The 26788-nt window shown below is 58.8% G+C and carries 25 protein-coding genes; 11 read left to right on the top strand and 14 right to left on the bottom strand.

Annotation, left to right across the window (positions count from 1 at the left end):
* Nucleotides 1-375: 375 nt before the first annotated feature.
* The 10 genes from AC1RN6_RS23250 to araD1 form a co-directional block, all read right to left on the bottom strand.
* Nucleotides 376-924, bottom strand: a complete 549-nt coding sequence (locus AC1RN6_RS23250; RefSeq protein ID WP_493007842.1) for an acyloxyacyl hydrolase — start codon at nucleotides 922-924, stop codon at nucleotides 376-378.
* A gap of 299 nt (nucleotides 925-1223) precedes the next feature.
* Nucleotides 1224-2117: an SMP-30/gluconolactonase/LRE family protein gene (locus AC1RN6_RS23255; RefSeq protein WP_493007843.1), complete on the bottom strand. Its 894-nt coding sequence runs from the start codon at nucleotides 2115-2117 to the stop codon at nucleotides 1224-1226.
* A gap of 283 nt (nucleotides 2118-2400) precedes the next feature.
* Entirely contained in the window at nucleotides 2401-3171 is a 771-nt protein-coding gene (locus AC1RN6_RS23260) for an SDR family oxidoreductase (protein ID WP_493007844.1), read from the bottom strand.
* A gap of 12 nt (nucleotides 3172-3183) precedes the next feature.
* Nucleotides 3184-4356, bottom strand: a complete 1173-nt coding sequence (locus AC1RN6_RS23265; RefSeq protein WP_493007845.1) for a fumarylacetoacetate hydrolase family protein — start codon at nucleotides 4354-4356, stop codon at nucleotides 3184-3186.
* A gap of 188 nt (nucleotides 4357-4544) precedes the next feature.
* Nucleotides 4545-6080: a UxaA family hydrolase gene (locus AC1RN6_RS23270; RefSeq protein ID WP_493007846.1), complete on the bottom strand. Its 1536-nt coding sequence runs from the start codon at nucleotides 6078-6080 to the stop codon at nucleotides 4545-4547.
* Between the two features lie 130 nt (nucleotides 6081-6210).
* On the bottom strand, nucleotides 6211-7017 hold the full coding sequence (locus AC1RN6_RS23275; protein ID WP_493007847.1) for a transporter substrate-binding domain-containing protein: 807 nt from the start codon (nucleotides 7015-7017) through the stop codon (nucleotides 6211-6213).
* An 81-nt stretch (nucleotides 7018-7098) separates the two neighbouring features.
* Nucleotides 7099-7833, bottom strand: a complete 735-nt coding sequence (locus AC1RN6_RS23280; protein WP_094562669.1) for an amino acid ABC transporter ATP-binding protein — start codon at nucleotides 7831-7833, stop codon at nucleotides 7099-7101.
* Nucleotides 7817-8467 (bottom strand): amino acid ABC transporter permease, encoded by a 651-nt coding sequence (locus AC1RN6_RS23285; RefSeq protein ID WP_007878016.1) that lies wholly within the window; start codon nucleotides 8465-8467, stop codon nucleotides 7817-7819. The genes AC1RN6_RS23280 and AC1RN6_RS23285 overlap by 17 nt, the downstream gene beginning before the upstream one ends.
* A gap of 9 nt (nucleotides 8468-8476) precedes the next feature.
* Nucleotides 8477-9160: an amino acid ABC transporter permease gene (locus tag AC1RN6_RS23290; RefSeq protein ID WP_493007848.1), complete on the bottom strand. Its 684-nt coding sequence runs from the start codon at nucleotides 9158-9160 to the stop codon at nucleotides 8477-8479.
* 379 nt (nucleotides 9161-9539) lie between these two features.
* Nucleotides 9540-10535: an AraD1 family protein gene (araD1, locus tag AC1RN6_RS23295; protein ID WP_493007849.1), complete on the bottom strand. Its 996-nt coding sequence runs from the start codon at nucleotides 10533-10535 to the stop codon at nucleotides 9540-9542.
* Nucleotides 10536-10763: 228 nt separating this feature from the next.
* Between araD1 and AC1RN6_RS23300 the strand changes: the two genes are divergently transcribed.
* Both AC1RN6_RS23300 and AC1RN6_RS23305 read left to right on the top strand, forming a co-directional pair.
* A complete protein-coding gene (locus tag AC1RN6_RS23300) occupies nucleotides 10764-11783 on the top strand; it encodes a LysR family transcriptional regulator (protein WP_493007850.1) in 1020 nt (339 codons plus the stop codon).
* A gap of 47 nt (nucleotides 11784-11830) precedes the next feature.
* Entirely contained in the window at nucleotides 11831-12679 is an 849-nt protein-coding gene (locus tag AC1RN6_RS23305) for a DUF3047 domain-containing protein (protein ID WP_493007851.1), read from the top strand.
* 12 nt (nucleotides 12680-12691) lie between these two features.
* Here AC1RN6_RS23305 and AC1RN6_RS23310 read toward each other — a convergent pair whose 3' ends face one another.
* The gene (locus AC1RN6_RS23310; RefSeq protein WP_493007852.1) at nucleotides 12692-13045 is read right to left on the bottom strand and encodes a DUF1304 domain-containing protein; all 354 of its coding nucleotides are present in this window, start codon (nucleotides 13043-13045) and stop codon (nucleotides 12692-12694) included.
* 258 nt (nucleotides 13046-13303) lie between these two features.
* Between AC1RN6_RS23310 and AC1RN6_RS23315 the strand changes: the two genes are divergently transcribed.
* Together AC1RN6_RS23315 and AC1RN6_RS23320 are read left to right on the top strand one after the other, a co-directional pair.
* The gene (locus AC1RN6_RS23315) at nucleotides 13304-13786 is read left to right on the top strand and encodes a hypothetical protein (RefSeq protein WP_493007853.1); all 483 of its coding nucleotides are present in this window, start codon (nucleotides 13304-13306) and stop codon (nucleotides 13784-13786) included.
* Nucleotides 13787-14060: 274 nt separating this feature from the next.
* On the top strand, nucleotides 14061-14744 hold the full coding sequence (locus AC1RN6_RS23320) for an HD domain-containing protein (RefSeq protein ID WP_493007854.1): 684 nt from the start codon (nucleotides 14061-14063) through the stop codon (nucleotides 14742-14744).
* 90 nt (nucleotides 14745-14834) lie between these two features.
* Here the strand turns inward: AC1RN6_RS23320 and AC1RN6_RS23325 are convergent, their stop codons facing one another.
* The gene (locus AC1RN6_RS23325; RefSeq protein WP_493007855.1) at nucleotides 14835-16028 is read right to left on the bottom strand and encodes a M20 aminoacylase family protein; all 1194 of its coding nucleotides are present in this window, start codon (nucleotides 16026-16028) and stop codon (nucleotides 14835-14837) included.
* 278 nt (nucleotides 16029-16306) lie between these two features.
* On the opposite strand from AC1RN6_RS23325, the gene AC1RN6_RS23330 reads away from it, so the two are divergent.
* The 4 genes from AC1RN6_RS23330 to AC1RN6_RS23345 are packed head-to-tail and all read left to right on the top strand — an operon-like array spanning nucleotide 16307 to nucleotide 20233.
* Complete coding sequence (locus AC1RN6_RS23330) at nucleotides 16307-17284, top strand: ABC transporter permease (protein ID WP_493007856.1); 978 nt, start codon at nucleotides 16307-16309, stop codon at nucleotides 17282-17284.
* Between the two features lies 1 nt (nucleotide 17285).
* Nucleotides 17286-18194: an ABC transporter permease gene (locus AC1RN6_RS23335; RefSeq protein ID WP_493007857.1), complete on the top strand. Its 909-nt coding sequence runs from the start codon at nucleotides 17286-17288 to the stop codon at nucleotides 18192-18194.
* A gap of 12 nt (nucleotides 18195-18206) precedes the next feature.
* Nucleotides 18207-19190 carry an ABC transporter ATP-binding protein gene (locus tag AC1RN6_RS23340; protein WP_493007858.1) on the top strand — a complete coding sequence of 328 codons (984 nt, stop codon included), beginning with the start codon at nucleotides 18207-18209 and terminating at the stop codon, nucleotides 19188-19190.
* Nucleotides 19187-20233, top strand: a complete 1047-nt coding sequence (locus tag AC1RN6_RS23345; protein WP_493007859.1) for an ABC transporter ATP-binding protein — start codon at nucleotides 19187-19189, stop codon at nucleotides 20231-20233. Before AC1RN6_RS23340 ends, AC1RN6_RS23345 begins: the two co-directional genes overlap by 4 nt.
* A gap of 53 nt (nucleotides 20234-20286) precedes the next feature.
* Here AC1RN6_RS23345 and AC1RN6_RS23350 read toward each other — a convergent pair whose 3' ends face one another.
* The gene (locus AC1RN6_RS23350; RefSeq protein WP_493007860.1) at nucleotides 20287-21708 is read right to left on the bottom strand and encodes a M20/M25/M40 family metallo-hydrolase; all 1422 of its coding nucleotides are present in this window, start codon (nucleotides 21706-21708) and stop codon (nucleotides 20287-20289) included.
* Nucleotides 21709-21871: 163 nt separating this feature from the next.
* Here AC1RN6_RS23350 and AC1RN6_RS23355 point away from each other — a divergent pair, with 163 nt between their 5' ends.
* Nucleotides 21872-22510 (top strand): LysE family translocator, encoded by a 639-nt coding sequence (locus AC1RN6_RS23355; protein WP_493007861.1) that lies wholly within the window; start codon nucleotides 21872-21874, stop codon nucleotides 22508-22510.
* Here the strand turns inward: AC1RN6_RS23355 and AC1RN6_RS23360 are convergent.
* Nucleotides 22507-23361, bottom strand: a complete 855-nt coding sequence (locus tag AC1RN6_RS23360; protein WP_493007862.1) for an AraC family transcriptional regulator — start codon at nucleotides 23359-23361, stop codon at nucleotides 22507-22509. The two genes, AC1RN6_RS23355 and AC1RN6_RS23360, sit on opposite strands and share 4 nt — an antisense overlap.
* 95 nt (nucleotides 23362-23456) lie before the next feature.
* Here AC1RN6_RS23360 and AC1RN6_RS23365 point away from each other — a divergent pair, with 95 nt between their 5' ends.
* Both AC1RN6_RS23365 and AC1RN6_RS23370 read left to right on the top strand, forming a co-directional pair.
* Nucleotides 23457-25595: a molybdopterin-containing oxidoreductase family protein gene (locus AC1RN6_RS23365; RefSeq protein ID WP_493007864.1), complete on the top strand. Its 2139-nt coding sequence runs from the start codon at nucleotides 23457-23459 to the stop codon at nucleotides 25593-25595.
* Nucleotides 25577-26659 carry an aminopeptidase gene (locus AC1RN6_RS23370; RefSeq protein WP_493007865.1) on the top strand — a complete coding sequence of 361 codons (1083 nt, stop codon included), beginning with the start codon at nucleotides 25577-25579 and terminating at the stop codon, nucleotides 26657-26659. The genes AC1RN6_RS23365 and AC1RN6_RS23370 overlap by 19 nt, the downstream gene beginning before the upstream one ends.
* The last annotated feature ends 129 nt before the right edge of the window (nucleotides 26660-26788 follow it).

The following is a 26788-nucleotide window of genomic DNA, read 5'->3' on the forward strand; positions in this document are numbered from 1 at the left end:
CAGTGTGAAAGTAGGTCATCGTCAGGCTATTAATTAAGCTTAAGCCCCAGATCTCAAGGTCTGGGGCTTTTTGCTGTGCGAGCAATATTCGCTGCCCCCTCTCATCACCCTCTCATCACCCTCTCATCACCCTCCAGCATTCCCTCCCACATCACCCCGCATTCCCCCGAACTCTTCAACGCACTCTTCCTCTTCGTCGCTCTTCTTCGCTTCAAAACAGCCCCACCTCAACCTCAGCCAGACACTCCCGACTATTCGTCTCAATCCTGCCGATTGCCTTGCAATTCGCAACGTACAGACGAAAAAAAGCCGGTCATTGACCGGCTTCTTTTTAACGCATCAACCGTCGCGACGGACGATCGGCTGTTCAGCTGATCAGAACTTGTAAGCAGCCTTCAGCACAGCAAAGTTCACACCGCCGTTTGGCTGCTTGATACCGCCGTTCGAAAAGTGTTGCAGCTTCAGGCCGACGTCCAGGCCGTTGGCAAATACGTAGCCGGTGCCGAGGTGGTCACCGAACTGGAATGCGGTCGACAGCTTCTTGGTGTCGTTGTTGTACAGAGAGGAGAACAGGTGAACGCCGATGCCGGCTTCGCCGTAGAAACCCTTCTTGTCATCACGTTGGAAACGGAAGACCGGAGTAAAGCCGATGTCGGTGAAGTTCTTGCTGCTGTCGGTGTTGTTGTAACGCTTTTCGTGCCACTCTGCCACGGTCAGATCCCAGTAGCCGCCGATGTGGGTGCCGTTGGATTGCCACCAGGCTGTGTTCTTCCAATCCCATTGTGCACCCAGACGCAGCATCTGCACTTTGGAGCCGGCGCCGGCTTCGACAGACACGGAGTCAACAGCGTAGCTGGAAGTTTGCAGGCCGATCAGGACGACGGCGGCAACTGTGAGTTTGAGGGCAAATTTTTTCATCGACATGGAATTTTCGCTAGAGTAAATATTGTTGAATATCGAAATGGAATCAGTTGTGCTGAGAAGGAATAAGATCCGTGAACACTTGGATGTATTTTCTCATAACAACTAGCAAAGAAAGCAAGTCTTGCAACAAGCGTGACCGTGATTGTCGCTGAAATTGCACAGCTTTGCAGGCGATGCAGCAGAATACCGGTATTCCATTGGCAAACATGCAATGGATCCTCAGCTTGGGTTCCATCCAACAGGAAGAGGGAGAGCATTCCGACAGAGACCGCAACCGGAAAACAGGCGTGCCCTCTCACTCAGCTCCGATAAGCAAATTCCGGCAAACCGGCGACATCAACTCGTACAGATAAAACGCACCCCGACAGCGGATACTGTTCCAGCTCCGCTTCGCTGCGGCCATTTCTGCCGGTGGTGATGTAGAGCGTGCGCAGGTCTTCACCGCCAAATGCAACCATCGTGGGGCAGCGGATGGGTAGTTTGATCTCCTGCAAAATCTCGCCATTCTGCGAGAGACGCAATACACGCCCACCTTCAAACATGGCGCACCAATAGGCGCCTTCGCTATCCACCGCAGCGCCGTCGGGGCGGCCGCCGTAAGCGGGCACGGTCTTATCCATATCGAACTGCTTGAACAAGCGCTTGTTGCTCGTCTTGCCGCTGGCGAGATCGAAATCGTAGGCGTCAATGCGGTGTGCCGGCGTATTCGAATGAAACATGGTGCGTCCATCTGTGCTGAACGCGACGCCGTTGGATGTCGTGACAGGATGCGCTGCGTCCCGCAATTCGCCGCGTTCGAAACAGAACAGACTGCCCAGTTGCTGATCGCGCGGTTCGTAAATCGTTCCGGTCCACAAGCGTCCCATCGCATCACAGCGACCGTCATTGAAGCGCAGCTTGCTCACGTCGTAGGGGGCGCTGTGCAAAAGGATCAGGCTGCCGCTCTCCGTATCGAGCCGGAACAAGCCATTGCGTAACGCGACCACAAGACCGCCGTCAGCATGCATGGCGATGCAGCCTGGTTCTTCCGGCACCGGCCACGAGAGATGCGCCTTGCTGGCGATGTGCAGACGATGCACCGCCTTGCCCGGGATATCGATCCAATACAAGGCGTTCTCACCGGCGTGCCACAGTGGGCATTCGCCAAGTTGCATGGGAGGTTCGAAGGCGACCTGGATTTCAGTTGAAGACATGGCGGGCTATCCGTGAGAAGAAACAGCATTATGCCCACTCTGCCTCGGATGACACAACGCCGCGGACGCAAATGGCCAAGAAAAAACATGAGGCGGAATGCACCGACAGCATTCACAACGGCACCCAAAACACTGCGGCCTCCGGCGATAGTGCTATCGGTGGAGGCCGCAGGACAATGACAAGCTTTACTACAGGATGCGCTACATACAACCTTCTGAAGTGCATTCAGTCAAACAACGTAGCGATGTAGCAAACTACATCATCGGATACATTCGCAAAAAATCAGTTGGACCAGCCGCCGTCAATCATGTGAATGGCGCCGGTGGTAAAAGCCGACTCTTCCGAGGCAAGGAACAATGCCAGCAATGCCACTTCTTCCGCCTTGCCGATACGGCCCATTGGTTGACGCGCCACAAATGCCTGGCGTACTTCCTCTTCGCTCTTGCCGCTTTCCTTGGCTTGCGTGGTGATGCGCTGATTCAGCGAAGGCGATTCGATGGTGCCTGGGCAGATCGCATTGCAGCGCACGCCTTGCGCGACGAAGTCAGCGGCTACCGACTTGGTCAGGCCGACCACCGCAGCCTTGCTGGCGCCGTACGCAAAGCGATTGGCTACGCCCTTGACGCTCGATGCTGCGGACGCGATGTTGACGATGGAACCTGACTTCTTGGCCAGCATGCCCGGCAGCACCGCACGAATGGTGTGGAACATCGCCTTGGCGTTCAGGTTGAAGGAGAAGTCCCAGGCTTTGTCGTCGCAGTCCAGGATATTGCCGGCAGCGACATAGCCCGCGCAGTTGAACAGCACGTCGACGGCGCCGATGTCGGCTACCAGTTGCTTGATAGCGGCATCGTCGGTCACGTCCAGCAGGCGGGTTTCCACGCCGGCGATGCCCGACAGCTCGTCCAGATGCTGCTTGCTGATGTCGGTCGCGATGACGCGGGCGCCTTCCCTGGCGAACAATTCGGTCGAAGCGCGGCCGATGCCTTGAGCAGCAGCAGTGATCAATACGGTCTTGCCGGCCAGGCGTCCAGAAGATTGCGATTGCGACATGGAGGATTTCCTTTAAATGAGTTTTCGTTGTGCGAGATTCTTGATCAGCGCCGTCAGTCCAAATGTCCACGGCGAGACCTTGTCGGTAAAGTTGACCTTGTTCACCAGCGCGCCCAATTTCGGCGTTGCAATGGTCACGATGTCGGCGACCTGATGCGTGAAGCCTTGTCCCGGGCCGAAACGATCCTGCGTCGGCGCAAACATCGTACCGAGGAACAGCACCAGTCCATCAGGGTATTGGTGGTTCGGACCGATCGCGTGTTCCACCAGGTTCAGCGGATCGCGGCTGATCATCGACATCGAGCTGCTGCCTTTGAGCGTAAAGCCTTCCGTACCGTCTACCCGCATTGTAAGTTCGGCGCGCCGTACATCGTCAATTGAAAAGTTTGCATCGAATAGACGAATGAAAGGCCCGACTGCGCACGACGCATTGTTGTCCTTGGCTTTGCCCAGCAGCAGGGCGCTGCGGCCTTCAAAATCGCGCAGGTTGACGTCGTTGCCCAGCGTCGCGCCGACCGTCTCGCCGCGGCTGTTGACGGCCAGGACGATCTCCGGTTCGGGATTGTTCCAGACCGATTTCGGATGGATGCCGACTTCGTCGCCGAGACCGACGGAAGACAGTGGCTGCGCTTTGGTGAAGATCTCCGCATCGGGGCCGATGCCGACCTCCAGATATTGCGACCACACGCCTTGTTCCAGCAGCACCTCCTTGAGCTTGGCTGCACCGTCTGAACCCGGCACTACGCTCGACAGGTTGTCGCCGATGACGGCGGTAATGGCCTTGCGTACGGATTCGGCTTTGCCGGCGTCGCCACGCGCCTGCTCTTCGATCACACGCTCCAGCATGCTGGCGACGAACGTCACGCCGCTGGCCTTGACCGCCTGCAGATCGATCGGCGCCAGCAGCCATGGACGCGAGGTATTGCGCGTGGCGGCATCGGCATTGCCTAGCAATTCTTCCAGCGAAGCCAGGCGCGGCGCCTTGGCTTGTGCCACCGCTGCGGCCGGGTTGTCGAGTTCCAGCAACTGGCTCGACGTCGCTGCGATGGCGCTCAGGTCGTACACGCCGTCGGCCTGCACTTTGACCAGCACCGGTCCGACGTCAGGTTGCCAGATGCGGCCGATCAGGGTCGCTTGTTGGTGATCCTCAGGCAGATGTGCCTGAATTGTGAATGCTTGTGCCATGCCTGCTCCAGATGAAGGTCAGTCGAATATCGACATACCGGAGGAGATGCGACGATCTCCGCCCGAATGAGATGCTGAGAAATGCTCCCAGGAAAAACTGCCGGAATCCTGAAGCATGCCGCAACACCCTTGCAGTAAAAACTGCCACCGGCAAATACAACGCCGGCAGCAGCAAGGAGAAAAAACGATCAGGTATAGACGCCGATATGCCAAGGCACGAACTCATCCTGGCCGTAGCCATGCAATTCGCTCTTGGTTTTTTTGCCGGATGCCGTGTCGAGGATCATCTGGAAGAACTTGGCGCCGATTTCCTGCGGCGTGGCCATGCCGTCAGCGATCTCGCCGCAGTTGATGTCCATGTCTTCTTCCTGGCGTTGCCACAGCGCGGTATTGGTCGCCAGCTTCAGCGACGGCGACGGTGCGCAGCCATAAGCGGAGCCGCGGCCGGTGGTGAAGCAGATCATGTTGGCGCCGCCGGCGACTTGTCCGGTTGCAGAGATAGGATCGTAGCCAGGTGTGTCCATGAAAACGAAGCCCTTGGCCGTTACCGTCTCTGCATACTTGTAGACGTCCACCAGATTCGACGTGCCGCCCTTGGCAACGGCGCCCAGGGATTTCTCCAGGATGGTTGTCAGGCCGCCGGCCTTGTTGCCCGCCGATGGATTGTTATTCATCTCGGCGCCGTTCTTGGCGCAATACTCTTCCCACCATGCGATGCGCGCCAGCAGTTTTTCGCCGACTTCCGGCGAGACCGCGCGACGGGTCAGCAAATGTTCCGCACCGTAGATTTCAGGCGTCTCCGACAGGATTGCCGTGCCGCCGTGCTTGACCAGCAAGTCGACTGCGGCGCCCAGCGCCGGATTGGCCGTGATGCCCGAATAGCCATCGGAACCGCCGCATTGCAGACCCAGTGTCAGATGGCTGGCCGGAACCGGCTCGCGCTTGATGTCGTTGGCCTTAGGCAGCATCTTCTTGATCTTCTCGATACCCAGCGCAACCGTCTTGGCGGTGCCGCCGGTGCTCTGGATCGTGAAGGTGTGGAAGTATTCGTTCTCTTTCAGGTTGTGCGCTTCCAGCAGGCCCGAGATCTGATTTGTTTCGCAGCCGAGGCCGACGATCAGCACGGCGGCGAAGTTCGGATGCTTGGCGTAACCAGCCAAGGTACGGCGCAGCATTGCCAGCGGTTCGCCTTCCGAGTCGACCGCGCAGCCGAGGCCGTGGGTCAGCGCGACGATACCGTCGACGTTGGGGAAATCCGCCAGAGCCTCCGGATGAATGTCGCGGCGGAAGTAATCCGCAATTGCGCGCGCGGCGGTGGCCGAGCAGTTCACTGAGGTCAGCACGCCGATGTAGTTGCGCGTGGCGACGCGGCCGTCAGGACGCTTGATGCCCATGAAGGTCGCCGGTGCGTCGACATAGTCGACAGGTTTGAAATCGGCGCCGAAGGAGTGTTCGCGCGAAAACTCCGCCATAGCCAGATTGTGCGTGTGCACGTGCTGACCTGGCTCGATGGCTTGGCTGGCGGTGCCGATGATTTGTCCATAGCGCTTGATCGGCTGGCCGGCGGCGATGGCGCGTGTCGCCATCTTATGACCGGCAGGGATCAGGGCCGCGACCCTCAGACCGTTCTCTTCTTCGAGAATGGTGCCGGTGATCAGCTGGCGGCGCGCAATGACAACATCATCGACAGGATTCAATCGGATGACGGGAGAAATTGGTTTCATGATGATCTCGGTAAATATTGGCAACTAAGTATCGACAACTAAGAGAATGTCACGCAAGCCGGCCGGTGTGTTCTGATGCCGGAACACCGGTCGTGCTGTACATGTTGCTGCTCACGCAATGTGTTGGTGCTTACTTGGTTGCAAATTGCGCCAGGTCAGGCATTGGTGTGCCAACCCATTGCTGATAGATCTGACCCAGACGGCCGTTCTTGGTGTTGGTGTCGATCCAGGCGTTCAGCCACTTTTGCAGCTCAGGTTCATTTTGGCGGATGCCGATGGCGTAAGGGATGTCCTTGATTGCAAATTTGGTTTCCAGGCCCTTGGTCGGATTCTGACGAGCGATTGCTGCAGCCAGCGCATTCGGTGTGCACAGACCGTCAACCTGGCCCGACACCACAGCGGCAGTCACAGTAGCGTCATCGTCAAAACGCACGATGGTCGCACCCTTAGGCGCCAGCGGCGTCAGCAGCGAATCCTGCATGTTGCCGCGCACGACAGCGATACGCTTGCCGGTCAGGTCAGGCAGGCCCTTGATTGCAGTGCCCTTCGGTGCGGCAACGACGAACTGCGAAGCGCCGTACGGATGGGTGAAGGTGATGACCTTGGCGCGCTCAGGCGTGATACTGAACGTTGCGATCACCATGTCAGCCTTGCCGGTCATCAGGAAAGGCACGCGGTTCGGGCCGGTGACTTGCACGATTTCCAATTCCACGCCCAGATCCTTGGCCAGTGCGCGCGCTGTTTCCACGTCAGAACCTTGCGGCTCCAGCTTGGCGTTGGTCATGCCGAACGGGGGTGCGCCGAGGTCGACGGCGATCAGCACTTTCTTGCGCGCCTTGATGTCGGCCAGCGTGTCAGCGTGGACGACCTGGGCGAAACACGCCAGACCGAGCATGACGACGGCGGCTTTTTTGGTGAAGTTCAGTAATGATTTCATGTTGTCTCCTGATGTATAGATTTTTACTGCTAGGTGAAGTTACTGACAATGTTACTGACGGTATTGCTGATATTGCCGTGATTACAAATCGCTGCTGACGAACTTCGCCAGCTCAGCGGTTTTTGGATTGGTGAACAGCTCATCCGGCGGTCCGATTTCCCAGACTTTGCCCTGATGCATGAACACCAGAATATCGGCCAGTTTGCGCGCAAACGCCATTTCGTGCGTGACCAGCACCATGGTCATGCCTTGCTTGGACAAATCTTCCATGACCTTCAGCACTTCGCCGGTCAGTTCCGGATCGAGCGCCGAGGTCACTTCGTCGAACAGCATCAGTTCCGGGGCCATCGCCAGCGAGCGGGCAATCGCCACGCGCTGCGCCTGGCCGCCGGAGAGTTGTTCCGGGTATGCATCTTTCTTGTTTTCCAGACCGACCAGCGTCAAGACATTGTGCGCGATTTTTTTCGCTTCCGCTGTCGCCATCTTTTTGATGGTCGTCAGCGCCAGCGTGATGTTGCGTTCTACGGTCACGTGCGGGAACAGGTTGTAGCTCTGGAACACGATGCCGACCTGTTTGCGCAGTTCGCGCAGATTGAGTTTGTCGGGATGATGGATGTCGTGGCCGCAGACGTTGATGTCGCCCGAGTCGATCCGCTCCAGCCCGTTCAGGCAACGCAGCAAAGTACTCTTGCCCGATCCGCTGCGGCCGATGATCGCGACCATCTGGCCCTTCTGCACATCCAGCGACACGCCGTTCAACACCTTGTTCGTGCCGAAGCTCTTGTGCAGATTGTTGATGCTAACGATTGCTGACATTCAATTTCCTTTCAAAGTGCTTGCTCAGCGCCGACAGCGGATAGCAGAGACAAAAATAAATCAGGGCCACGCAGCCGAACACGGTGAACGGCTGGAACGTCGAGTTGTTGATGATCTGGCCGGCGCGCGACAGGTCGACGAAGCCGATCACCGACGCCAGCGACGTGTTCTTGACGATCTGCACCATGAAGCCGACGGTTGGCGGGATCGCGATCTTGAACGCTTGCGGCAGGATCACTTTCTGCAATTGTTCGAAGCGGTTGAAGCCCAGGCATTCGGAGGCTTCCCACTGGGTTTTCGGCACCGCTTCGATGCAACCGCGCCAGATTTCGCCGAGGAAGGCGGCGCAATACACCGCAAACGAAATCCCGGCAGCCACCAGCGGCGACAGCTTGAAGCCCGCAATCGCCAGGCCGAAGTAGGCCACGAACAGAATCACCAGCAGCGGAATGCCCTGGACGATCTGGATGTACCAGCTGGCGATGGCGCGCAGTGTCTTGTTGGGAGACACGCGCCACAGCGCGATCACGAAGCCGGCCACGCCGCCGAAGACGAACGCCACCAGCGACAGGACAATGGTCCAGACCGCCGCCTGCAGCAGGTATTCGACGTGTAAAAAGGTAAATGAGGTCACGTGGTCTCCTTACAGATTGGTGCCGAGCTTGCGCTTGCGCACAAACGCTGTCTTTGCGATCAGCCAGAAGGCGGCGCGGAACAGGAAGGACAAGGCCAGGTAGGCAACGGCGATCACCACATACACTTCAAAGCTGCGGAAGGTCTCCGACTGCACCAGGTTGGCGGTAGCTGTCAGTTCTTCGGCAGAGATCTGCGACGTGATGCTCGAGGCCAGCATCAGCAGGATGAACTGGCTGGTCAGCGACGGATACACGCGTTCCACCGCAGGCAGCAACACCACATGCCAGTAGACATGGAACTTCGACATGCCCAGGCATTCGGCCGCTTCGATCTGGCCGGGATGGATGGAGTTGATGCCGGCGCGCATGATCTCTGCCGTGTAGGCGCCGACGTTGACGGTCAGCGCGATCACGGCGGAGGTTTCCGCAGTCAGTTTCAGGCCGATGCTCGCCAGCCCGAAATAGACCAGGAACACCTGCACCAGCAGCGGCGTATTGCGGATGATCTCGACATAAGCCTTGACCAGCGCCTGCAGCAGCCAGCTCTTGCTCTTGAAGGCGATGGCGCAGAGGGTGCCGACCACAAAGCCCAATACGATGGAAAGCGCGGATAACTGTACCGTCAGCCAGGCGCCTTCGAGCAAACGGGGCCAGTTGACGAACACGCTCATGAAATCAAAGGTGTAATGCATGAAGTCTCCAGAAGTCTTCGGGACAGCAGCTGATGCGTGAAGGCCGGTCGTCGTCAGACAATGCCGGCCGCGATCGTACGCTGCTGCGCGTTACCGTGCCTGTCGCGTTGCGGCAGACGGCTGCGGCAGAATGGATGAAATACTGGAAGTCGCCGGTGCGCGCGTTGACGCGCACGTCGGATGGAAGTGTTGTGGCATTGCTGGGTCTCCTTGCTGAGGCCTGGCGCCGGACCGGGAATGTCCGTTGCACAGGACCGTTCATTATGGTGATGCGCTCTGCGGATCGAATGTCCGGTCTGCAGAGCGTATCGGCAATCGCCTCTTGATGGACGCTTTTCTGTGGGTTAAAACAAAATTCCTGAAACTTGCTATCTGAAAATCAAAGTACTTTGATGCCGTCGATGGCGACGCGCGATTGCTCGCGCGCGATGCCGTTGACCAGCGGTTCGCCGAAATCGGGCAGGCTGATTTCAAAGCAATCGCCCAGTTGCGTACGCACACCGTCAGCGAACGACAAGGTCGCAGTGCCGAAGAAGTGCACGTGGATGTCGCCCGGACGCAGGAACTGGTTGTACTTGAAGTGGTGATACTCCAGGTTCTCGATGGCGTGGCACATGTTGTCCTGGCCGGAGAGAAATTCCTTCTCCCAGATCACGCGGCCGTCGCGGCGGATGCGGCTCATGCCGACCAGGTTGGTGGGCAGATCGCCGACCAGCAGTTCCGGGCCGAAAGAGCAGTAGCGCAACTTTGAATGCGCCAGGTACAGATAATTCTTGCGTTCGACCACGTGGTCGGAGAACTCATTGCCGATGGCAAAACCGAGGCGATGCGGCTGGCCGTCGTTGTCGATGATGTACAGGCCGGTCAGTTCCGGTTCTTCGCCGGCATCTTCAGCAAACTCAGGCATCGGAAAGGGGGCGCCCGGATTGACCACGATATCGCCGTCGCCCTTGTAGAACCATTCCGGCTGCGCGCCGACCTTGCCGCGGCCCGGACGTCCGCCTTCCAGGCCCCATTTGAACATGCGCATGGTGTCGGTCATGGCGCTTTCGTCATCGTCCAGCTTCTGGTGCATCTTGTCGCGGGTGGAGGCGCTGCCCAGATGCGTCAGGCCGGTGCCGGAGACCAGGCAGTGCGCCGGATCTTCGTGGTCCAGTGGCGCCAGGATGCGGTTTTCCTTCAGGATCGCGGCATAGTCTTCCTGGGTGTTGCTATTGAGCAGTTGCGCCTGGCGTTCCAGCGAATTGCCTTCGGCAATCGCCAGCAGGGCCAGCTCGTGCATGGTGCTGATCTGGGAAACCACGTTGATGGCCTTGCCATTGACGATGCCGACTTTGCGGCCGCCCTGGCGGTCTTCGAATTGAATCAGTCTCACGGTGTCTCCGTCTTTTATAGCGAGAAATTTGCAAAATGCATCTGATGCTGTGGCGCAGCAAATATTTTGCGTTGCGCCTGCAAGAGGAAGAAATCAATCGATTGAGGTCAAACTCAGATTAATTTCGCAAATGTCTCGATGAAATTATTCGCATCCTTATGAGTATTAGGGATGGATGCGTTAGCATTGTGGTTTTGCTGGATCAGAATATAAGAGGCTTCCCCAACGATGTCTAATGACCTTAATTCATCGGGTGATAACCAACTGCAAGGGCAGGACGATGCGGACGAGTCACATCTGCCGCAAACACCGCAGGATGCGCCATCCGTGCTGCCGTCGGTCAGCGCCATCGTCAGCCGCCTGCGCTTCAAGCAGGTCGCCTTGCTGACCGCGCTGGACGAGCAGGGGTCCTTGCACAAAGCCGCCGAAGTCATGCACATGACCCAGCCGGCCGCGACCAAGGCCCTGCATGAAATGGAATCGGCGCTGGGCGTCACCTTGTTCGACCGCTCGCCCCGGGGCATTGAAGCGACCGAGCTGGGCCGCTGCGTGATTCGTTACGCGCGCCTGATCCAGAGCGACATCAGCAATCTGCGCGACGAGTTGCAAGGCATGCTGACCGGGCAGGGCGGCCGCTTGTCGATCGGCACCATCATGGGCGCCGCACCGATGGTCACGCGCGCGCTGACTCGCCTGCGCGAAGTACAGCCGGAAGTCTCGATCGAAATTACCGAAGACACCAGCGCGCGCCAGCTGCTGCTGCTGGATCAGGGGCGTATCGATCTGATGGTGGGGCGTTCATCGGTCAGTTCGCAACCGCAGTTGTACAACTATGAAATGCTGCGCGGCGAGCCGATGTGCATCGTCACCGGTCTTGAGCATCCGCTGGCGACGGCGCAGAAGGTGCGCCTGCAGGAACTGATGAGTTCATCGTGGATTCTGTACTCCAGCAATATGCCGATGCGAATCTGGATCGAGCATGAATTCAAACTGGAAGGCCTGAAGGTGCCCGGCAATGTCATCGAGACCGCATCGCCTTTCGTTACCGTCACTTTGCTGGCGCAATCCAACATGGTGGCCGTGATGCCGCTCGACATTGCGCACTTCTTCGCCGCCAAGCAAATGCTGTGCATCCTGCCCGTGCATTTGAAGACCCGCATCGAGCACTATGGTATCGTGACCCGCAAAAATGCCACCTTGTCCTCGATCGGCAAGATGTTCATCAATATCCTGCGTCAGCAAAACTGAGCCCAGGCCAGCGACCGCATCACCTCTCAAATATTGTAAAGAAGCTCATGAAGTCAGTTGTTCCTCGCTCAGTTTCTTCAGTTCCCTCAACGTTGCGTCTGGCCGTATTGACAAGTATCGTGGCGCTGCTCGCGGCATGCGCCAATACCCAAAAGACCCACGATCCGGTAGCCAAGCAGATTCGTCTCGATCAGGCGCTGGCTCTGTTCTCGACCAATCCGGCGGGCGGCCTGCCCAATGAGTGGGAACCGCTGATCCTGATGCGCAAGAAGAAGACCACCGATTACATGCTGGTCAAGGATGGCGACAAAACCGTCTTGCGCGCCTATGCCGACAAGGCATCCTCAGGCTTGCGCCATGAGGTCAACATCGATCCCGTCAAACAACCGTGGCTGACCTGGAGCTGGAAGACCTCGGCCCTGATCAAGACCGCCGACAACTACCATCGTGATACCGAAGATTCACCGGTGCGCATCGTGCTGGCCTTCGACGGCGACAAGAGCAAGCTGTCCTTCATGGACACCATCCTGTTCGATACCGCCAAGCTGGTGTCGGGACATGACTTTCCCTATGCGACGCTGATGTACATCTGGGAAAACAAGGCGCCGAAGGAAACCGTCATTTCCAATACGCGCACTGGGCGTATTCAGATGCTGGTGGCCGAAAGCGGGGCGACCAACGTCGGCAAGTGGGTCAGTTATCAGCGCAATATCGTTGACGATTACGTGAAGATTTACGGCGAACAACCGGGACGGCTGATCGGCGTCGGCGTGCTGACCGATACCGACAATACCGAAGAGAAAGTGGAAGCCTGGTACGGCGACATCCGTCTGCTGCGCCAGGCCACCGTCGCTGCGAAATCAGAGGCGCCAGAAGCGCAGCCGACGGCGCAGTAATCGCTCACTGATCTAGCGGGATGCGAGCAGCGCAATCAGCGCCAGCAACGCCGGCAATGCCTGCACATACAGAATCGAGCGCTTGGCTGTCAGGCCGCCATAGATCCCGGCGACCAGCACGCAAGCGACGAAGAACAGTTTAACGGCGCCGTCGCCGCTGATCAGTCCCCACGCCAGACCGGCGGCCAGAAAGCCGTTATACAAGCCCTGATTCGCCGCCAGCACCTTGGATGCCTCGGCCGCTTCACGCGACTGTCCGAAGGTTTTCAGGCCAAAAGGCCTGGTCCACAAGAACATCTCCAGCACCAGAATCCAGACGTGCAACACGGCGATCAGTCCTACCAGGAAATCGGCGACCAGTTTCATTGTTTCTCCTTGTTATCGTTGAGCAGCTAAGTAAGATAAGCAGTAAGCGCCGATCATGCCCGAAACAACAGTTTCTGAACAGGCATTGCCTTGCATGCGAGTCCGGGGCTAGAATAGCGCCGGGCCTGACAGGAGGCCCGCTCTCGCGAAAGCTGATGCACCTGCCGATGTCGAAGCGGTACTTCCTTTTTCGGATAAACCCTGACGTACAACCTTGATCATGACCGTTGCGAGAGCGGGCACTATGAAAGGAACGTTATGTGGTCTACCTCCCATCCTCTTTTTAAATCCCCCGGCACTACCAGCGCCATCGGCAATGGCGCCGGCGAACCCGGCAGCAACAGCGAATTCCTGCGTCGCCACGCGCGCCGTCTGGTACGCAGCGGCCGCGATGCGCAGCCCAGCAAAGCCTTGCCGGTACTGCGCCGGGTCATCGACACCGGCGTCATGCCGGAGCTGAGCGTCACCGATCTCTACGCCGTGCGCGACACGCTGCAGCTCAAGCACGTCCTGCACATGCTGGGCCGCGAACTGGGCTTTTCCGGCTGGGAAGCATGCAAGCAGGAGATCGATCGTTGCGGCATCGAAGTGCTGGATCGCTACCGCTTCGAGCAAGGCCAATTCGGCGACTTCCGGCAGAACTGGTTCAGCGACGAGCAGGCCGCGCGCGAATGGCAGCAGCAGAACGGCGGTTACATCGTTGCCTACGGCAAGCAAGCGGTGGCGATTCTTACCGACTGATTTGCCGATTGAGTTGTTATCTCTGCGGTGATGCAATGTTAAAAAACGCGATGGCGCACACAGTGTGCCGTCGTGTTTTCCCATTACTCCCCATGACGCCGGATAGCGTTATCGGCTGCATCGGACGATGGCCGTAAAACACCTGTGATTGGCGGGTATCCACCGTTCCCGGTGGTAGTTTCCGCAATGCGCCGCTGCCATACTGACTTCACCGTTTCAGGTTACCGTCACGCAGCCGGTTGCAGCTTGCGCACTATCGCTCAGGAGAGCAAACATGACCACTACCATTGCCGGCATCAGGATTCCCGACAGCATCATGGCGCGCGAAGCGACACAGCTCGTGCGCGACACGGAATCGGATCTGCTGTTTCATCATTCCACCCGTGTCTTTCTGTTCGGTGCACTGACTGGACAACGCAAGCAACTCGACTTCGATCCCGAGCTGCTCTACATCGGCGCCATGTTCCATGACATGGGTCTGACCGAAAAATTCAGCAGCCCGCAGGATAGATTCGAAGTCGACAGCGCCAACGCAGCACGCAATTTCCTGCGCCAGCACGGCGTCGCCGAGACTGATGTCGAGCTGGTCTGGGACGCGATTGCGCTGCATACCACGCCCGGTATTCCAGAGCATAAAAAGCCCGTCGTAGCATTGGTCACCGCAGGTGTGGAAATGGATGTGCTCGGCCTGGCGTACAACGAATTCAGCGAAGAACAGCGCAAGCTCGTGGTGGCCGCACATCCGCGCGGTGAGCATTTCAAAGAGGGCATCATTGACGCCTTTGCCGGCGGCATGCTGCACAAGCCTTTGTCGACTTTCGGCACAGTTAATGCCGACGTACTTGCGCTGAAGGATCCGGCCTACAAGCGCCTGAATTTCTGCAGCATCATCCGCGGATCGGCATGGAACGATGCCGGTCATGTAGCAAGCTGCAACAATCCCTCACATCAGCACTAGGTGGAATTTGTCGCCGCAGCAATAAAAAAGGCGAGCATGCAAGCTCGCCTTTTTTCGTTGCCTTGAGAGAGCAACGGTTCCGATGCAGGATTATTTCTGTTTCAGGAAAGCCTCTGCCAGGCGCACCCAATATGTCGCGCCGATCGGCAGCAGGTCGTCGTTGAAGTCGTAGCTCGGATTGTGCAGATTGCACGGACCCAGGCCGTGACCGCTGTCGCGATGCCCGCCTTCGCCGTTGCCGATGAAGACGTAGCAACCGGGTTTGTGTTGCAGCATGAAGGCGAAATCTTCTGCGCCCATGGTCGGTTCGACGGTCGCATTGACGTTGTCAGCACCGACGATGCTTTGCATCACCTCGACCGCAAAAGCGGTTTCTTTGGCGTGATTGACCAGCGGCGGATAGTTGCGGTTGAAGGTGAAATCGACTTCAGCATTGAAGGCGGCGCAGGTGTGCTCGGCGATTTCCTTCATGCGGCGTTCGATCATGTCCAGCACCGCCGTGCTGAAAGTGCGTACCGTGCCAATCAGTGTGGCATTGTCGGGTATGACGTTGGTCGCGCTGCCGGCGTGGATCTGAGTGATCGATACCACGGCCGAATCGTTGGGATTGGTGTTGCGCGAGACGATGGTCTGCCAGCTTTGTGCAATCTGCACCGCCGTCATGACCGGATCGATGCTCTTATGCGGTTGTGCTGCATGAGAACCCTTGCCTTTGACAACCACTTCGAACTCATTGCTGGACGCCATCATCGGGCCCGGCGTCACGCCGAAGGTGCCGGCTTTCATGCCCGGCCAGTTGTGCATGCCAAACACGGCATCCATCGGATATTTTTCAAACAGGCCGTCCTGGATCATGCGCTCGGCGCCGCGTCCGCCTTCTTCCGCCGGCTGAAAAATCACATACACCGTACCGTCGAAATCGCGATGCTGCGACAGGTAATGCGCCGCGCCCAGCAACATGGTGGTATGGCCGTCATGGCCGCAGGCGTGCATCTTTCCTTCGTGCTTGGACGCATGCGGGAAAGTGTTCAGCTCCGGCATCGGCAGTGCGTCCATATCGGCACGCAGGCCGATGGCGCGCGTGCTGCTGCCGTTCTTGATGATGCCGACAACGCCGGTGACGCCGAGGCCGCGCACGACCGGGATGCCCCATTCGGTCAGTTTCTGCGCAACCACGTCGGAGGTGCGCTGTTCTTCATAGCTCAGTTCGGGATGCGCGTGAATGTCACGGCGGATTTTTTGCAGTTCGGAATGGAATTGGGTGATCGGGTCGATGAGTTTCATGATGCGTACCTTGTGGTAAAACTTGTGGAGCGTTTTCTGTCTTGTCATTTCGCCATGTGCTGCCACTGGTTCGGATTTGACCGAACCAGTCCGGCGTGAACGGGGTACCTGAAGGATACCCCGGACGCCGATCATGCGCTGGCATTGCGCTTATATTACTCTCAGGCCTAAGCAGTCCCGATAAATGTAGTTGCTTATCCGGCATGATTTATGCACCATCACAACTTCGTGCGCAGATTGCCGCTCCAGCCATTTTTATAGTCTAGCCAAAACAGCCAATGCTCGTCTTCATCATCCGTCGTTGCGTACAGAGTGTCGCCGTGCTGCTCCTGATGTCGCTGCTGGTCTTCGTCAGCGTCTACGCCATCGGCAATCCCATCGACATCCTTATCAGCGCCGACGCCGACCAGATCGAACGGGCGCGCGTGATTGCCGCTTTCGGGCTGGATCAGCCGCTGTGGGTACAGTACTTCTATTTCATCAAGAACGCGCTGGCAGGCGACATGGGACGCTCCTTCGTCTATGCCACACCGGCGCTCGGCCTGATCCTGGAACGCCTGCCTGCCACGCTGGAGCTGGCGATTTCGGCCATCCTGATCGCCATTGTGATCGGTTTGCCGCTGGGGTTGTGGGCCGGTCTGCGGCCCAAGAGTATTGCCAGCAAGACCATCATGACGGTGTCGATCTTCGGTTTTTCGCTGCCGACGTTCTGGGTCGGGCTGATGCTGATCATGGTGTTTGCGGTCGAACTCGGCTGGCTGCCTACCAGCGGGCGCGGCCAGACGGTGATGCTGCTCGGTGTTCCGGTCGGATTTCTCACCTGGGACGGCCTCAAGCATCTGTTCATGCCGGCGTTGAATCTGTCGCTGTTCAACATCGCGCTGATCATCCGTCTCACGCGCGCCGGCACGCAGGAGGCGCTGCTGCAGGACTACATCAAGTTCGCGCGCGCCAAGGGTCTGCGCAACAGCCGTATCGTCAGCGTGCATGTGCTGAAAAACATCCTGATCCCGATCGTCACCGTGGTCGCGCTGCAGTTCGGTTCCATCATCGCATTCTCCATCGTGACCGAATCCATCTTCGCCTGGCCGGGTGTGGGCAAGCTGTTGATCGATTCCATTCGTGTGCTCGACCGGCCGGTAATCGTCGCTTTTCTGTCGCTGATCGTGGTCATCTTCATCCTGATCAACCTGTGTGTCGACGTGCTGTACTCGGTGCTGGATCCGCGCGTGCGGCTGTCGGAGGCGAAGGGCTGATATGTATTCGAAATTAACCGGGAAAATCACACAGGCCGACACGCCGTTCACGCGTTTCCTGCAAGGCTTTTTCAGCAGCCGCATCGCGACTTTTGGTTTCATTCTGCTGCTGCTGATTCTGCTGGCGGCGATTTTTGCACCGATTATTTCGCCGCAAAATCCTTACGACCTGGAGCATCTCGACGTCATGGATTCACGTCTGGAACCGGGCAAGACGTCGATGGAAGGCATGACCTTCCTGCTCGGCACCGACGATCAGGGCCGCGACATGCTGTCGGCGATCCTCTATGGCTTGCGTATCTCGGTCATGGTCGGTGTCACCAGTACTGTGATCGCATTGGCGATCGGCTTGTCGCTGGGCCTGCTGGCAGGCTATGCCGGCGGTCGCATCGAAGCGCTGATCATGCGCGTGGCGGACATCCAGCTGGCGTTTCCGCCCATTCTCGTGGCGCTGATTCTGCTGGCGTTGACGGGGCGGGGCATCGACAAGATCATCATCGCACTGGTTACCGTGCAATGGGCCTACTATGCGCGCACAACCAGAAGTACGGCGCTGGTCGAACGCAAGAAGGAATACATCGAAGCCGCGCGTCTGCTCGGCCTGTCGCCGCTGCGCATCATGTTCCGCCATCTGCTGCCCAACTGCCTGCCGCCGCTGATCGTGATCGCCGCCTTGCAGGTGGCATCGGCGATTTCGCTGGAGGCGACGTTGTCTTTCCTCGGGCTGGGTTTGCCGGTGACCGAGCCATCGCTGGGCTTGCTGATTTCCAACGGTTTTCAATACCTGCTGTCGGGCAAATACTGGATCAGTTTCTTCCCCGGCGTGGCCTTGCTGGCGACGGTGGTGGCGATCAATCTGGTCGCCGACCAGCTGCGCGATGTGCTCAATCCACGTTTGCAAGGACAGTAGGAAGACAATGCGATGACGGCCACATTACAAGTAGAAAACCTGCAGACGCATTTCTTTTCGCGCGGAGGTATTGCGCGCGCGGTGGACGATGTCTCATTCACGGTCGAGCCGGGGCAGGTGATGGGCCTGGTCGGCGAATCCGGTTCGGGCAAGTCGATGACCGGTTACTCCGTCATGGGCCTGATCGATGAACCCGGCAAAGTGGTCGGCGGCCGCATCCTGCTCAACGGCGAAGATCTGCGCACCATGCCGGCGAACCGGATGCGCGAAATCCGCGGCAATCGCATTGCCATGATTTTTCAGGATCCGATGATGACCCTGAACCCGGTGTTGCGCATCGATACGCAAATGGTCGAAGCCGTACTGGCGCATCAGGACATCAGCAAGGATGCCGCGCTGGCACTGGCGCGCGATGCTCTGGTGCGGGTCGGCATTGCTGCTCCGGATGAGCGGCTGCATGCTTATCCGCATCAGTTTTCGGGCGGCATGCGCCAGCGCGTCGCGATTGCCATTGCCTTGCTCAACAAGCCGGACCTGATCATCTGCGACGAGCCGACCACCGCGCTTGACGTCACCATCCAGGGACAGATTTTGTTTGAAATGCAGAAGCTGTGCCGCGAGTCCGGCACGGCCCTGATCTGGATCACGCACGATTTGTCCGTGGTCGCCGGACTGGCCGATACCGTCAGCGTCATGTACGCCGGTCGCATCGTTGAAAGCGGCGCCGTGGCGCAAGTACTGACGCAGCCGCGCCATCCCTACACCTACGGCCTGATCGCCTCGGCGCCGTCGCGCAACCCGCGCGGCCAGGCGCTACGCCAGATTCCGGGCAGCACGCCGTCGTTGCTGAACCTCCCGTCCGGCTGCGCCTTCCGCGACCGCTGCACGCACGCTACGGCGGAATGCACGCAGACGCCGGAGACCCGTATCGTCGACGGCCGTGCCTTGCGATGTTTCCACCCGATGGCGGATGCGCCGTTGGAGGTGACGCCATGACATTGAAAGAACAAGCCGTGCACAAGGACGTGGATGCGCAGCCGTTGCTTGAACTGCAGCATGTCGCCAAACGTTTCGTCAAACCACTCGACAGCGCTGCGAAAACAGCCAACTTGTTTACGCAGCCATTCGGTCGCGTCTTGAAGGAAGAGGTCGTGCACGCCGTCGATGATGTCAGCCTGCACATCAACGCCGGTGAGGTGGTCGGTCTGGTCGGCGAATCCGGCTGCGGCAAGTCGACGCTGGGGCGCATGGTTGTGGGTTTGCACAGCCTGAGTGAAGGAACGCGGCTGTGGCAGGGCGAGGATCTCGACAAACTGTCGCCGCAACAAAAGCGTGAGCGCCAACTGGCCATCCAGATGATCTTTCAGGATCCATATGCGTCGTTGAATCCGCGTCTGCGCGTAGTCGACATCGTCGGCGAGGCGCCGGTGGTACACGGCCTCATCGGCAAGCGACAGCAGCAGGAATACGTGGCGGAGCTCTTGCAGCGCGTGGGTTTGAGCGGCGACATGTTGCGTCGTTTCCCGCATCAGTTTTCCGGCGGCCAGCGGGCACGGGTCGGTATCGCACGCGCATTGGCGGTGAAGCCGAAGTTTCTGGTGTGCGATGAAGCCGTGGCGGCGCTCGATGTATCGATTCAGGCGCAGGTGCTGAATCTGTTCATCAAGCTGCGCGACGAACTCGACCTGACGTACCTGTTCATCAGCCACGACCTCGGCGTGGTGCGGCATATTTCCGACCGCGTGCTGATCATGTATCTCGGCCGCATTGTGGAGTCGGCGCCGACCGACGCCGTTTTTGCCCATGCCAACCATCCTTACACGCAAGCTTTGCTGGCGTCGGCGCCCAAACTGGAAGTAGGCAAGGCGACGTATTTTGCAGTCAAGGGTGAGATCCCGTCGCCACTCAATCCGCCATCGGGTTGTCATTTTCATCCGCGTTGTCCGCATGCGATGCCGCGCTGCTCGGTGGACAAGCCCTTGCTGAAAGAGATCGCGCCGGGCCACATGTCCGCGTGCCATCTCAACGACGCACAATAAAGAACGCCGGCGATCATGCCGGCGTTTTTTTCAAGCGTCAGAACATCTGCGCACTACGAGGCCAGCTTCTTCACCAGCTTCAAAATGAATTCACGGCTGTCGTACAGGCGTGGAATTTCCACACGCTCATCCAGCCCGTGCGTGCGCAGGTCGGCCGGATCGAAGAACAAACCTGAGACGCCATACATCGGAATCCCGGCATTGCGCGCAAAGCGGCTGTCGGTGGCGCCCGTGCTCATGAAAGGAATTACCGGCACGCCAGGCCACATTTCCCTGGTCAGTGTTTCGATGGTCGAAAACATCTCGCCCTGCAACGGCGACACCGGGCTGCGGGTCGGCTTGGCGAACTGGCGCATGGTGATCTTGTCGTTGGCGCCGTTGTTGGTCATGATTTGCTTCAACTGCTTCTCGACATTATCCGGATCGTCGAACGGCAGCATGCGGCAATTGACCACGGCCTTGGCCGATTGCGGCAAGGCGTTCTCGGCGTGGCCGGCGTTGACCATGGTGGCGGTACAGGTGGTGCGCAGCTGCGCGTTATACAGCGGCGTCTTCGACAGGCGATCGATGACGGCAGTATCGGTGCTGCCATTGCCGACTGCGCGCATGTCGTCCGCCAGTTGGCCCGACATCAACGGCGCGGTGCGGCTGAAGTAGGTCTTGGTGACGTCGGCCAGCATCACCGGGAAGCGGTAAGCGCCAAGACGCGCCAGCGCCTCCGACATGCCGTAGATCGGATTGGTGGCGGTCGGCAGCGAACTGTGGCCGCCGACGTCGCGCAATTCGAATTCGTAAGTGGTGTACAGCTTCTCGGCGATCTGCACGCGATGCAGATTGGGCTTGCCGTTGCGCAGCTCACCGCCGCCGCCTTCGTTGATGCCGAATTCCGCTTTCAGCAACTCGGGCTTGTTCTTCAGCAGCCACATGGCGCCGTTGCTTTCGACGTCGCCGCGTTCTTCATCGGCGGTCAGCGCCATGATGATGTCGCGCGTGGGCCTGAAGCCTTCCTGTTTCAATTGCGCCAGCACGGAGACGAAGGAGGACGCCATCGCCTTGTCGTCGATCGATCCGCGCGCGGTGAAATAGCCGTCGCTTTCCTGCAACTTGAAGGGATCGGTCTTCCAGTCTTCGCGTTTGGCTTCGACTACGTCGATATGCGCCATCAGCAGCATCGGCTGTTTCGCGCCTGTGCCTTTCCAGCGCAACACCAGATTTCCCTTGCGCGGGAAGGGTTCGATGATCTGCATCTCTTCCTTGCTGAAACCGGCTTTCAGCAACACGGCTTGCATGGCCTGTGCTGCTTGTGTGGTGCTGCCGACCGAATGAGTGGTGTTGATTTCAACCAGCTCTTTGTAAATCGCGTGGAAGCGCTGCTGTTCCGGCGTCAGGGTTTGCGTCTGGGCAAAGACGCTGCCGCAGGTTGCGAGCGCTGCCGCGCAGGCGATATGGCGCAAGGGAGGAAGGCGGAATGTCATGGGAAGTGTCTCCTTCGTTATAAGAATGTGTTGCGGTGGGGAAACGTAGAGTAACGCAACAAGGCTTCGCACGTACAGGGGCTGCTGCGCAATTTTGTTCAATACGGCCGGCACGCGCGCGCCTAGCATCGCCATTTCAATCGACACATCCGGATAGCGAACCATGGTCTTGCACGAATTTCTCCTGTTGGCGACGGCGCACTGGCTGGCGCTGGTCAGTCCCGGCCCTGACTTTCTTCTGCTGTTGCGCAACGCTTTGCGTCATGGCCGACGCAACGGCATCGGCACCAGTCTTGGCATTGCCTGCGCCAACGGCGTATACATCGTGATGGCGCTGGCCGGTTTTAGCGTGCTGCAACGCAGTCCTGCCTTGCTGCTGGCGATGAAATTGCTGGCCGGCGGCTATCTGGCTTATATCGGCTGGGCCTTCATCCGAGCCAGCCGCAGTCTGCAGCCGTTGGCATGGCAGCATGCCGGTCGCGAAACGGGAGAACATCACGGCTTCTTCACGGGCTTCGCTGCCGGCTTTCTGTCCGGCGGCCTGAATCCGAAGAACGGTTTGTTCTATCTGGGTCTGTTCACGCTGATGGTGGGCGCCACAACCGGCATGGAAATCAAGATGCTGTACGGCGCGTGGATGTTTGCGGCGGTCTTTGCCTGGGATGCGGCGCTGGTGCTGGCGGTGTCCAACGAGCGCATCGCCGCGCGCATTGCGCGCTATTTCTCGCGTGCGGAATGGCTGGCGGGCGTGGTATTGCTGGTCGCTGCACTGGGTATCGTGGCCGTGACGCTCTTCGTTTAGCCACCGAGCTGGTATTGCGCCGGCGTTGCGGCGACGCGTGCCTTGAAGGCGCGATGGAAATGGCTTTGGTCGGCAAAGCCGGTGCGGTAAGCGACATCTGCCAGTGATGCGCCGCGTCGCAGGAAATCGCGCGCCAGGTTGATGCGCATGTCGAGCTGCAGCGCATGCGGCGTCATGCCGTAGCGGCGGCGAAACTGCCGGATCAGCTGATAACGGCCGGTGCCGGCCAGTTGCGCCAGCGTGTCCAGTGCAACCTTGTCGCAGCAATAGTGCAGCAGATAGTCGTGCGCAGGTCGCAGGTCGGAATCTTCCATCGCTGCATCGGTATGGGCGCCGCTCATTTCATCCGATGACGACGTGCAAAACGAAGCAAATAATTCGCACAATGCATCGACCAGCACGGTCTCTTTTTGCAAGGCGTCTTCGCCGTTGCGCATGGCGTCGCTGATGCCGTCCATCAGGGCGCGGGCGCGCGGTGAACGCAGCACCTGCGAGACCAGTGCCGTCCGCGGCTGCAGGCCCGCTTCGCCGAGCAACGCGCACAGCCACTCCTGATCGATGTGAAACATGCGGTAGCTCCAGCTCTCCCATTGCGCCGGATTGCAGGAGTGCACTTCGCTGGCGGCAATCAACACCACGTCGCCAGGATGGATGGACGTTTCGCGGCCCGGCAGCGAGAATGTGCTCGTCCCGGCATCGACGATGCCGATGGAAAACGTCGGATGCGTGTGCGGCGTATAGCAGCTGACGCTGCCGACGGCGCACCGGCCTTCGAAGAAAGGCAATGCCGGATCGCGCCAGAACTCGACTGCGGGAGCGCTATCCGGAACCAGGGAGTCTTGAGCCTGCATGATGAAAGCTTCTGAAAGGGATGCTGCATTTTAAGATAAAGTAAGCATCTTGCAGCCTAATCCGCCTTCAGTTTCTTCTCAGTTTCCTAATTGTCATGAATTCCGTACCGAACTCTGCTTCGAATCCCGTTGCTTCCAGCGCCGGTCCCGTCATCGTCCGTGGCGCCTGCCCGCACGATTGTCCCGATACCTGCGCCTTGCTGGTCACCGTCAAAGATGGCGTCGCCACCGAAGTGCGCGGCGATCCGGATCATCCGACGACGGCGGGTGTGCTGTGCACCAAGGTCTCGCGCTATACCGAACGCACCTATCACAAGGAGCGTCTGCTGCATCCGATGAAGCGTGCCGGCAAGAAGGGCGAAGGGAGGTTCGAGCGCATCAGCTGGGACGAGGCATTGGACACCATCGCTGCGCGCCTGAAAGACGTCGCCGCGCGCAACCCGCAAGCCATCCTGCCGTACAGCTATGCCGGCACCATGGGCCTGGTGCAGGGCGAATCGATGTCGATGCGGTTCTTCAACAAGATTGGCGCTTCGCTGCTCGATCGCACGATTTGCGCATCGGCCGGCGGCGTGGGCTACAAATACACCATCGGCACGCGCATCGGCGCCGACACCGAGCACGTGCAAGACGCCAAACTGATCATCATCTGGGGCGGCAATCCGATTGCTTCCAACCTGCATTTCTGGACACGCGTGCAGGAAGCAAAACGGCGCGGCGCCAAGCTGATCGCCATCGATCCCTATCGCTCGCTGAGTGCCGACAAATGCCATCAGCACATTGCACTGTTGCCCGGCACCGATGCTGCGCTGGCGCTGGGCATGATGCATGTACTGATCAACGAAAACCTGCTCGACACCGATTACATCGCGCAATATACGCTGGGCTTCGATCAGTTGAAGCAGCGTGCGCAGGAGTGGCCGCCGCAACGCGTAGCGGAAGTGTGCGGCATCAGCGCCGAAGAAGTGATCCAGCTCGCGCGCGAATACGGCGGCGCTGCGCAGCGTGGCGAGATCACCATGATCCGCGCCAACTACGGCTTGCAGCGCGTGCACGGCGGCGGCATGGCCGTGCGCAATGTGGCTTGCCTGCCGGCGTTGGTGGGTGCCTGGCGGCACGCAGGCGGCGGTTTGCAATTGTCGACGTCGGATTCTTTCCCGAAGAACAGCGCTTTCTTGCAGCGTCCTGATTTTTTGCGGGAGCATGATGTGGCTATCCGGACGATTAACATGAGCACCATCGGCGACGATCTGCTGCGCGATGCTTCCGAAGAATTTGGCCCGCGCGTGGAAGCCATGATTGTCTACAACTCTAATCCGGTTGCAGTCGCTCCCGAGTCGGGAAAAGTGGTGCAAGGGTTTGCGCGCGAGGATTTGTTCACGGTGGTGCTGGAGCATTTTCAGACCGATACCGCGGACTACGCCGATATCCTCTTGCCTGCGACAACGCAGCTGGAGCACGTCGACGTCCACGCCACTTACGGCCATGTCTACATGATGGCGAACAACGCCGCTATCGCCCCTTTGGGCGAGTCGAAGTCGAATACGGAAATCTTCCGCCTGCTGGCAGCGCGCATGGGTTTTGATGACGACTGCTTCAAGGATAGCGACGACGCGATCGCGGCGCAGGCGTTCGATCGCCGCAACGAGCGTGCCGTCGATTACGATTGGACGCGTCTCAAGGAAAAGGGCTGGCAGCGTCTGAACATGCCCGTGGCGCCGTTCGCCAACGGTGGCTTCGGCACGCCGTCGGGCAAGTGCGAATTTTATTCTGCACGCATGCTGGCCGATGGTTTTGATCCGTTGCCGGCCTACATCGCACCGCACGAATCGGTCGCCAGCAATGCGGCGCTGGCCGAAAAATATCCGCTGGCGATGATTTCGCCGCCGGCCCGTAACTTTCTCAATTCGTCGTTCGTCAACGTGCAGAGTCTGCGCGATACCGAAGGCGAGCCGCATCTGGACATGCATCCCGATGACGCTGCTGCACGCGGCATCTCCAATGGCGGCGCGGTGCGTATTTTCAACGACCGCGGCAGCATGCTGGCCAAGGTGCGCGTGACGCCGAAGGCGCGTCCCGGCCTGGTGGTGGGATTGTCGATCTGGTGGAAGAAATTTTCCGCCGACGGCAAGAATGCCAATGAAGTGACCAGCCAGCGTCTGACCGATATGGGCAATGCGCCGACGTTCTATGACGTGCTGGTGCAGGTGGAAGCATGCGCAGGAAGCGCATAGCAAAAATTACTCTGATGGCCGGCGTCGCTGCAGCCTGTCTGCTGGTGGCCGGCTGTTCTTCGCTGGGTTATTACGCACAGGCAGCACACGGACAGTTCTCATTGCTGGCGCAGGCCAAGCCTATCGACGACTGGCTGGCCGATCCGGCGACCTCCGAACGCTTGCGCGCGAAGCTGCAGACCGTGCGCGAGATCCGCCGCTTCGCGGTGGAGCAACTGTCCTTGCCTGACAATGGCAGCTACAAGAACTACGCGCAGCTGCATCGTCCTTATGTCGTCTGGAATGTGGTGGCGGCGCCGGCCTTGTCCTTGCAGGCGAAGCAGTGGTGCTTCCCGATTGCCGGGTGTGTCGACTATCGCGGCTACTACAGCCAGCAGGACGCTCAGGATTATGCCGACGGTCTGGTGAAGCAAGGCTATGACGTGCAGGTGCTGGGCGTGCCCGCGTATTCGACGCTGGGCTGGTTCAATGATCCGGTGATGTCGACCTTCGTCAACTATCCCGATGGCGAACTGGCGCGGCTGATTTTCCACGAGCTGGGCCATCAGGTGGTCTACGTCAAAGGCGACTCGCAATTCAACGAATCCTATGCCACCACGGTGGAAGAGCTGGGTCTGGACCGCTGGCTGCAAGCGCGGCACGACGACAAACTGGCGCAGGCCTATCGCGTTTTTGCCGCGCGCAAGGAAGATTTTCTGGAACTCCTGCTGAAATACCGGTCTCAACTGGAGGCCAATTATCAGAGTGATACAGGCGACGCCGGCAAGCTGCAGCGCAAGGCAGCGATCTTCGACGCCTTGCGCGCCGACTACCAGCAGCTCAAAGTACGCTGGGGTGGATTCAGCGGCTATGACCGCTGGTTCGCCATGCCGCTGTCGAATGCGCACCTCGCGCTGGTCGGCACCTATCATGACCGCGTACCTGCATTTCGCGCCTTGTTTCGTCAGAGCCGCGATTTCGCTGACTTCTTCGAGCGTGTGAAAGCGCTGGCAAAACTGGACAAGCCGCAGCGCGACGAACAACTGGATCGTTTGCAGGGCGCATCGGCGACGGCGGCAAAATAAGCAGTCGTCAGTGCTACAGTGGCGAGATGTGTTTACGTGGAAATGTTGTTACCGGATTGACTATTTGTGAAAATAGCTGCGTATCGCCAGAAAAAGTTGCCAGTTTGAAAAAGATGGCGCAAGGTATCA

The sequence above is a fragment of the Herbaspirillum sp. GW822-FHT03A08 genome (assembly GCF_058801885.1).

What these genes read in the sequence shown, in the direction of transcription:
- AC1RN6_RS23340 (WP_493007858.1), top strand. Translation starts at nt 18,207, where the DNA reads ATGACGGCCACATTACAAGTAGAAAACCTGCAGACGCATTTCTTTTCG.
- AC1RN6_RS23250 (WP_493007842.1), bottom strand. Translation starts at nt 924, where the DNA reads ATGTCGATGAAAAAATTTGCCCTCAAACTCACAGTTGCCGCCGTCGTC.
- AC1RN6_RS23325 (WP_493007855.1), bottom strand. Translation starts at nt 16,028, where the DNA reads ATGAAACTCATCGACCCGATCACCCAATTCCATTCCGAACTGCAAAAA.
- AC1RN6_RS23275 (WP_493007847.1), bottom strand. Translation starts at nt 7,017, where the DNA reads ATGAAATCATTACTGAACTTCACCAAAAAAGCCGCCGTCGTCATGCTC.
- AC1RN6_RS23345 (WP_493007859.1), top strand. Translation starts at nt 19,187, where the DNA reads ATGACATTGAAAGAACAAGCCGTGCACAAGGACGTGGATGCGCAGCCG.
- AC1RN6_RS23355 (WP_493007861.1), top strand. Translation starts at nt 21,872, where the DNA reads ATGGTCTTGCACGAATTTCTCCTGTTGGCGACGGCGCACTGGCTGGCG.
- AC1RN6_RS23280 (WP_094562669.1), bottom strand. Translation starts at nt 7,833, where the DNA reads ATGTCAGCAATCGTTAGCATCAACAATCTGCACAAGAGCTTCGGCACG.
- AC1RN6_RS23310 (WP_493007852.1), bottom strand. Translation starts at nt 13,045, where the DNA reads ATGAAACTGGTCGCCGATTTCCTGGTAGGACTGATCGCCGTGTTGCAC.
- AC1RN6_RS23270 (WP_493007846.1), bottom strand. Translation starts at nt 6,080, where the DNA reads ATGAAACCAATTTCTCCCGTCATCCGATTGAATCCTGTCGATGATGTT.
- AC1RN6_RS23300 (WP_493007850.1), top strand. Translation starts at nt 10,764, where the DNA reads ATGTCTAATGACCTTAATTCATCGGGTGATAACCAACTGCAAGGGCAG.
- AC1RN6_RS23320 (WP_493007854.1), top strand. Translation starts at nt 14,061, where the DNA reads ATGACCACTACCATTGCCGGCATCAGGATTCCCGACAGCATCATGGCG.
- AC1RN6_RS23370 (WP_493007865.1), top strand. Translation starts at nt 25,577, where the DNA reads ATGCGCAGGAAGCGCATAGCAAAAATTACTCTGATGGCCGGCGTCGCT.
- AC1RN6_RS23255 (WP_493007843.1), bottom strand. Translation starts at nt 2,117, where the DNA reads ATGTCTTCAACTGAAATCCAGGTCGCCTTCGAACCTCCCATGCAACTT.
- AC1RN6_RS23260 (WP_493007844.1), bottom strand. Translation starts at nt 3,171, where the DNA reads ATGTCGCAATCGCAATCTTCTGGACGCCTGGCCGGCAAGACCGTATTG.
- AC1RN6_RS23305 (WP_493007851.1), top strand. Translation starts at nt 11,831, where the DNA reads ATGAAGTCAGTTGTTCCTCGCTCAGTTTCTTCAGTTCCCTCAACGTTG.
- AC1RN6_RS23335 (WP_493007857.1), top strand. Translation starts at nt 17,286, where the DNA reads ATGTATTCGAAATTAACCGGGAAAATCACACAGGCCGACACGCCGTTC.
- AC1RN6_RS23330 (WP_493007856.1), top strand. Translation starts at nt 16,307, where the DNA reads ATGCTCGTCTTCATCATCCGTCGTTGCGTACAGAGTGTCGCCGTGCTG.
- AC1RN6_RS23265 (WP_493007845.1), bottom strand. Translation starts at nt 4,356, where the DNA reads ATGGCACAAGCATTCACAATTCAGGCACATCTGCCTGAGGATCACCAA.
- AC1RN6_RS23365 (WP_493007864.1), top strand. Translation starts at nt 23,457, where the DNA reads ATGAATTCCGTACCGAACTCTGCTTCGAATCCCGTTGCTTCCAGCGCC.
- AC1RN6_RS23350 (WP_493007860.1), bottom strand. Translation starts at nt 21,708, where the DNA reads ATGACATTCCGCCTTCCTCCCTTGCGCCATATCGCCTGCGCGGCAGCG.
- AC1RN6_RS23315 (WP_493007853.1), top strand. Translation starts at nt 13,304, where the DNA reads ATGTGGTCTACCTCCCATCCTCTTTTTAAATCCCCCGGCACTACCAGC.
- AC1RN6_RS23290 (WP_493007848.1), bottom strand. Translation starts at nt 9,160, where the DNA reads ATGCATTACACCTTTGATTTCATGAGCGTGTTCGTCAACTGGCCCCGT.
- AC1RN6_RS23360 (WP_493007862.1), bottom strand. Translation starts at nt 23,361, where the DNA reads ATGCAGGCTCAAGACTCCCTGGTTCCGGATAGCGCTCCCGCAGTCGAG.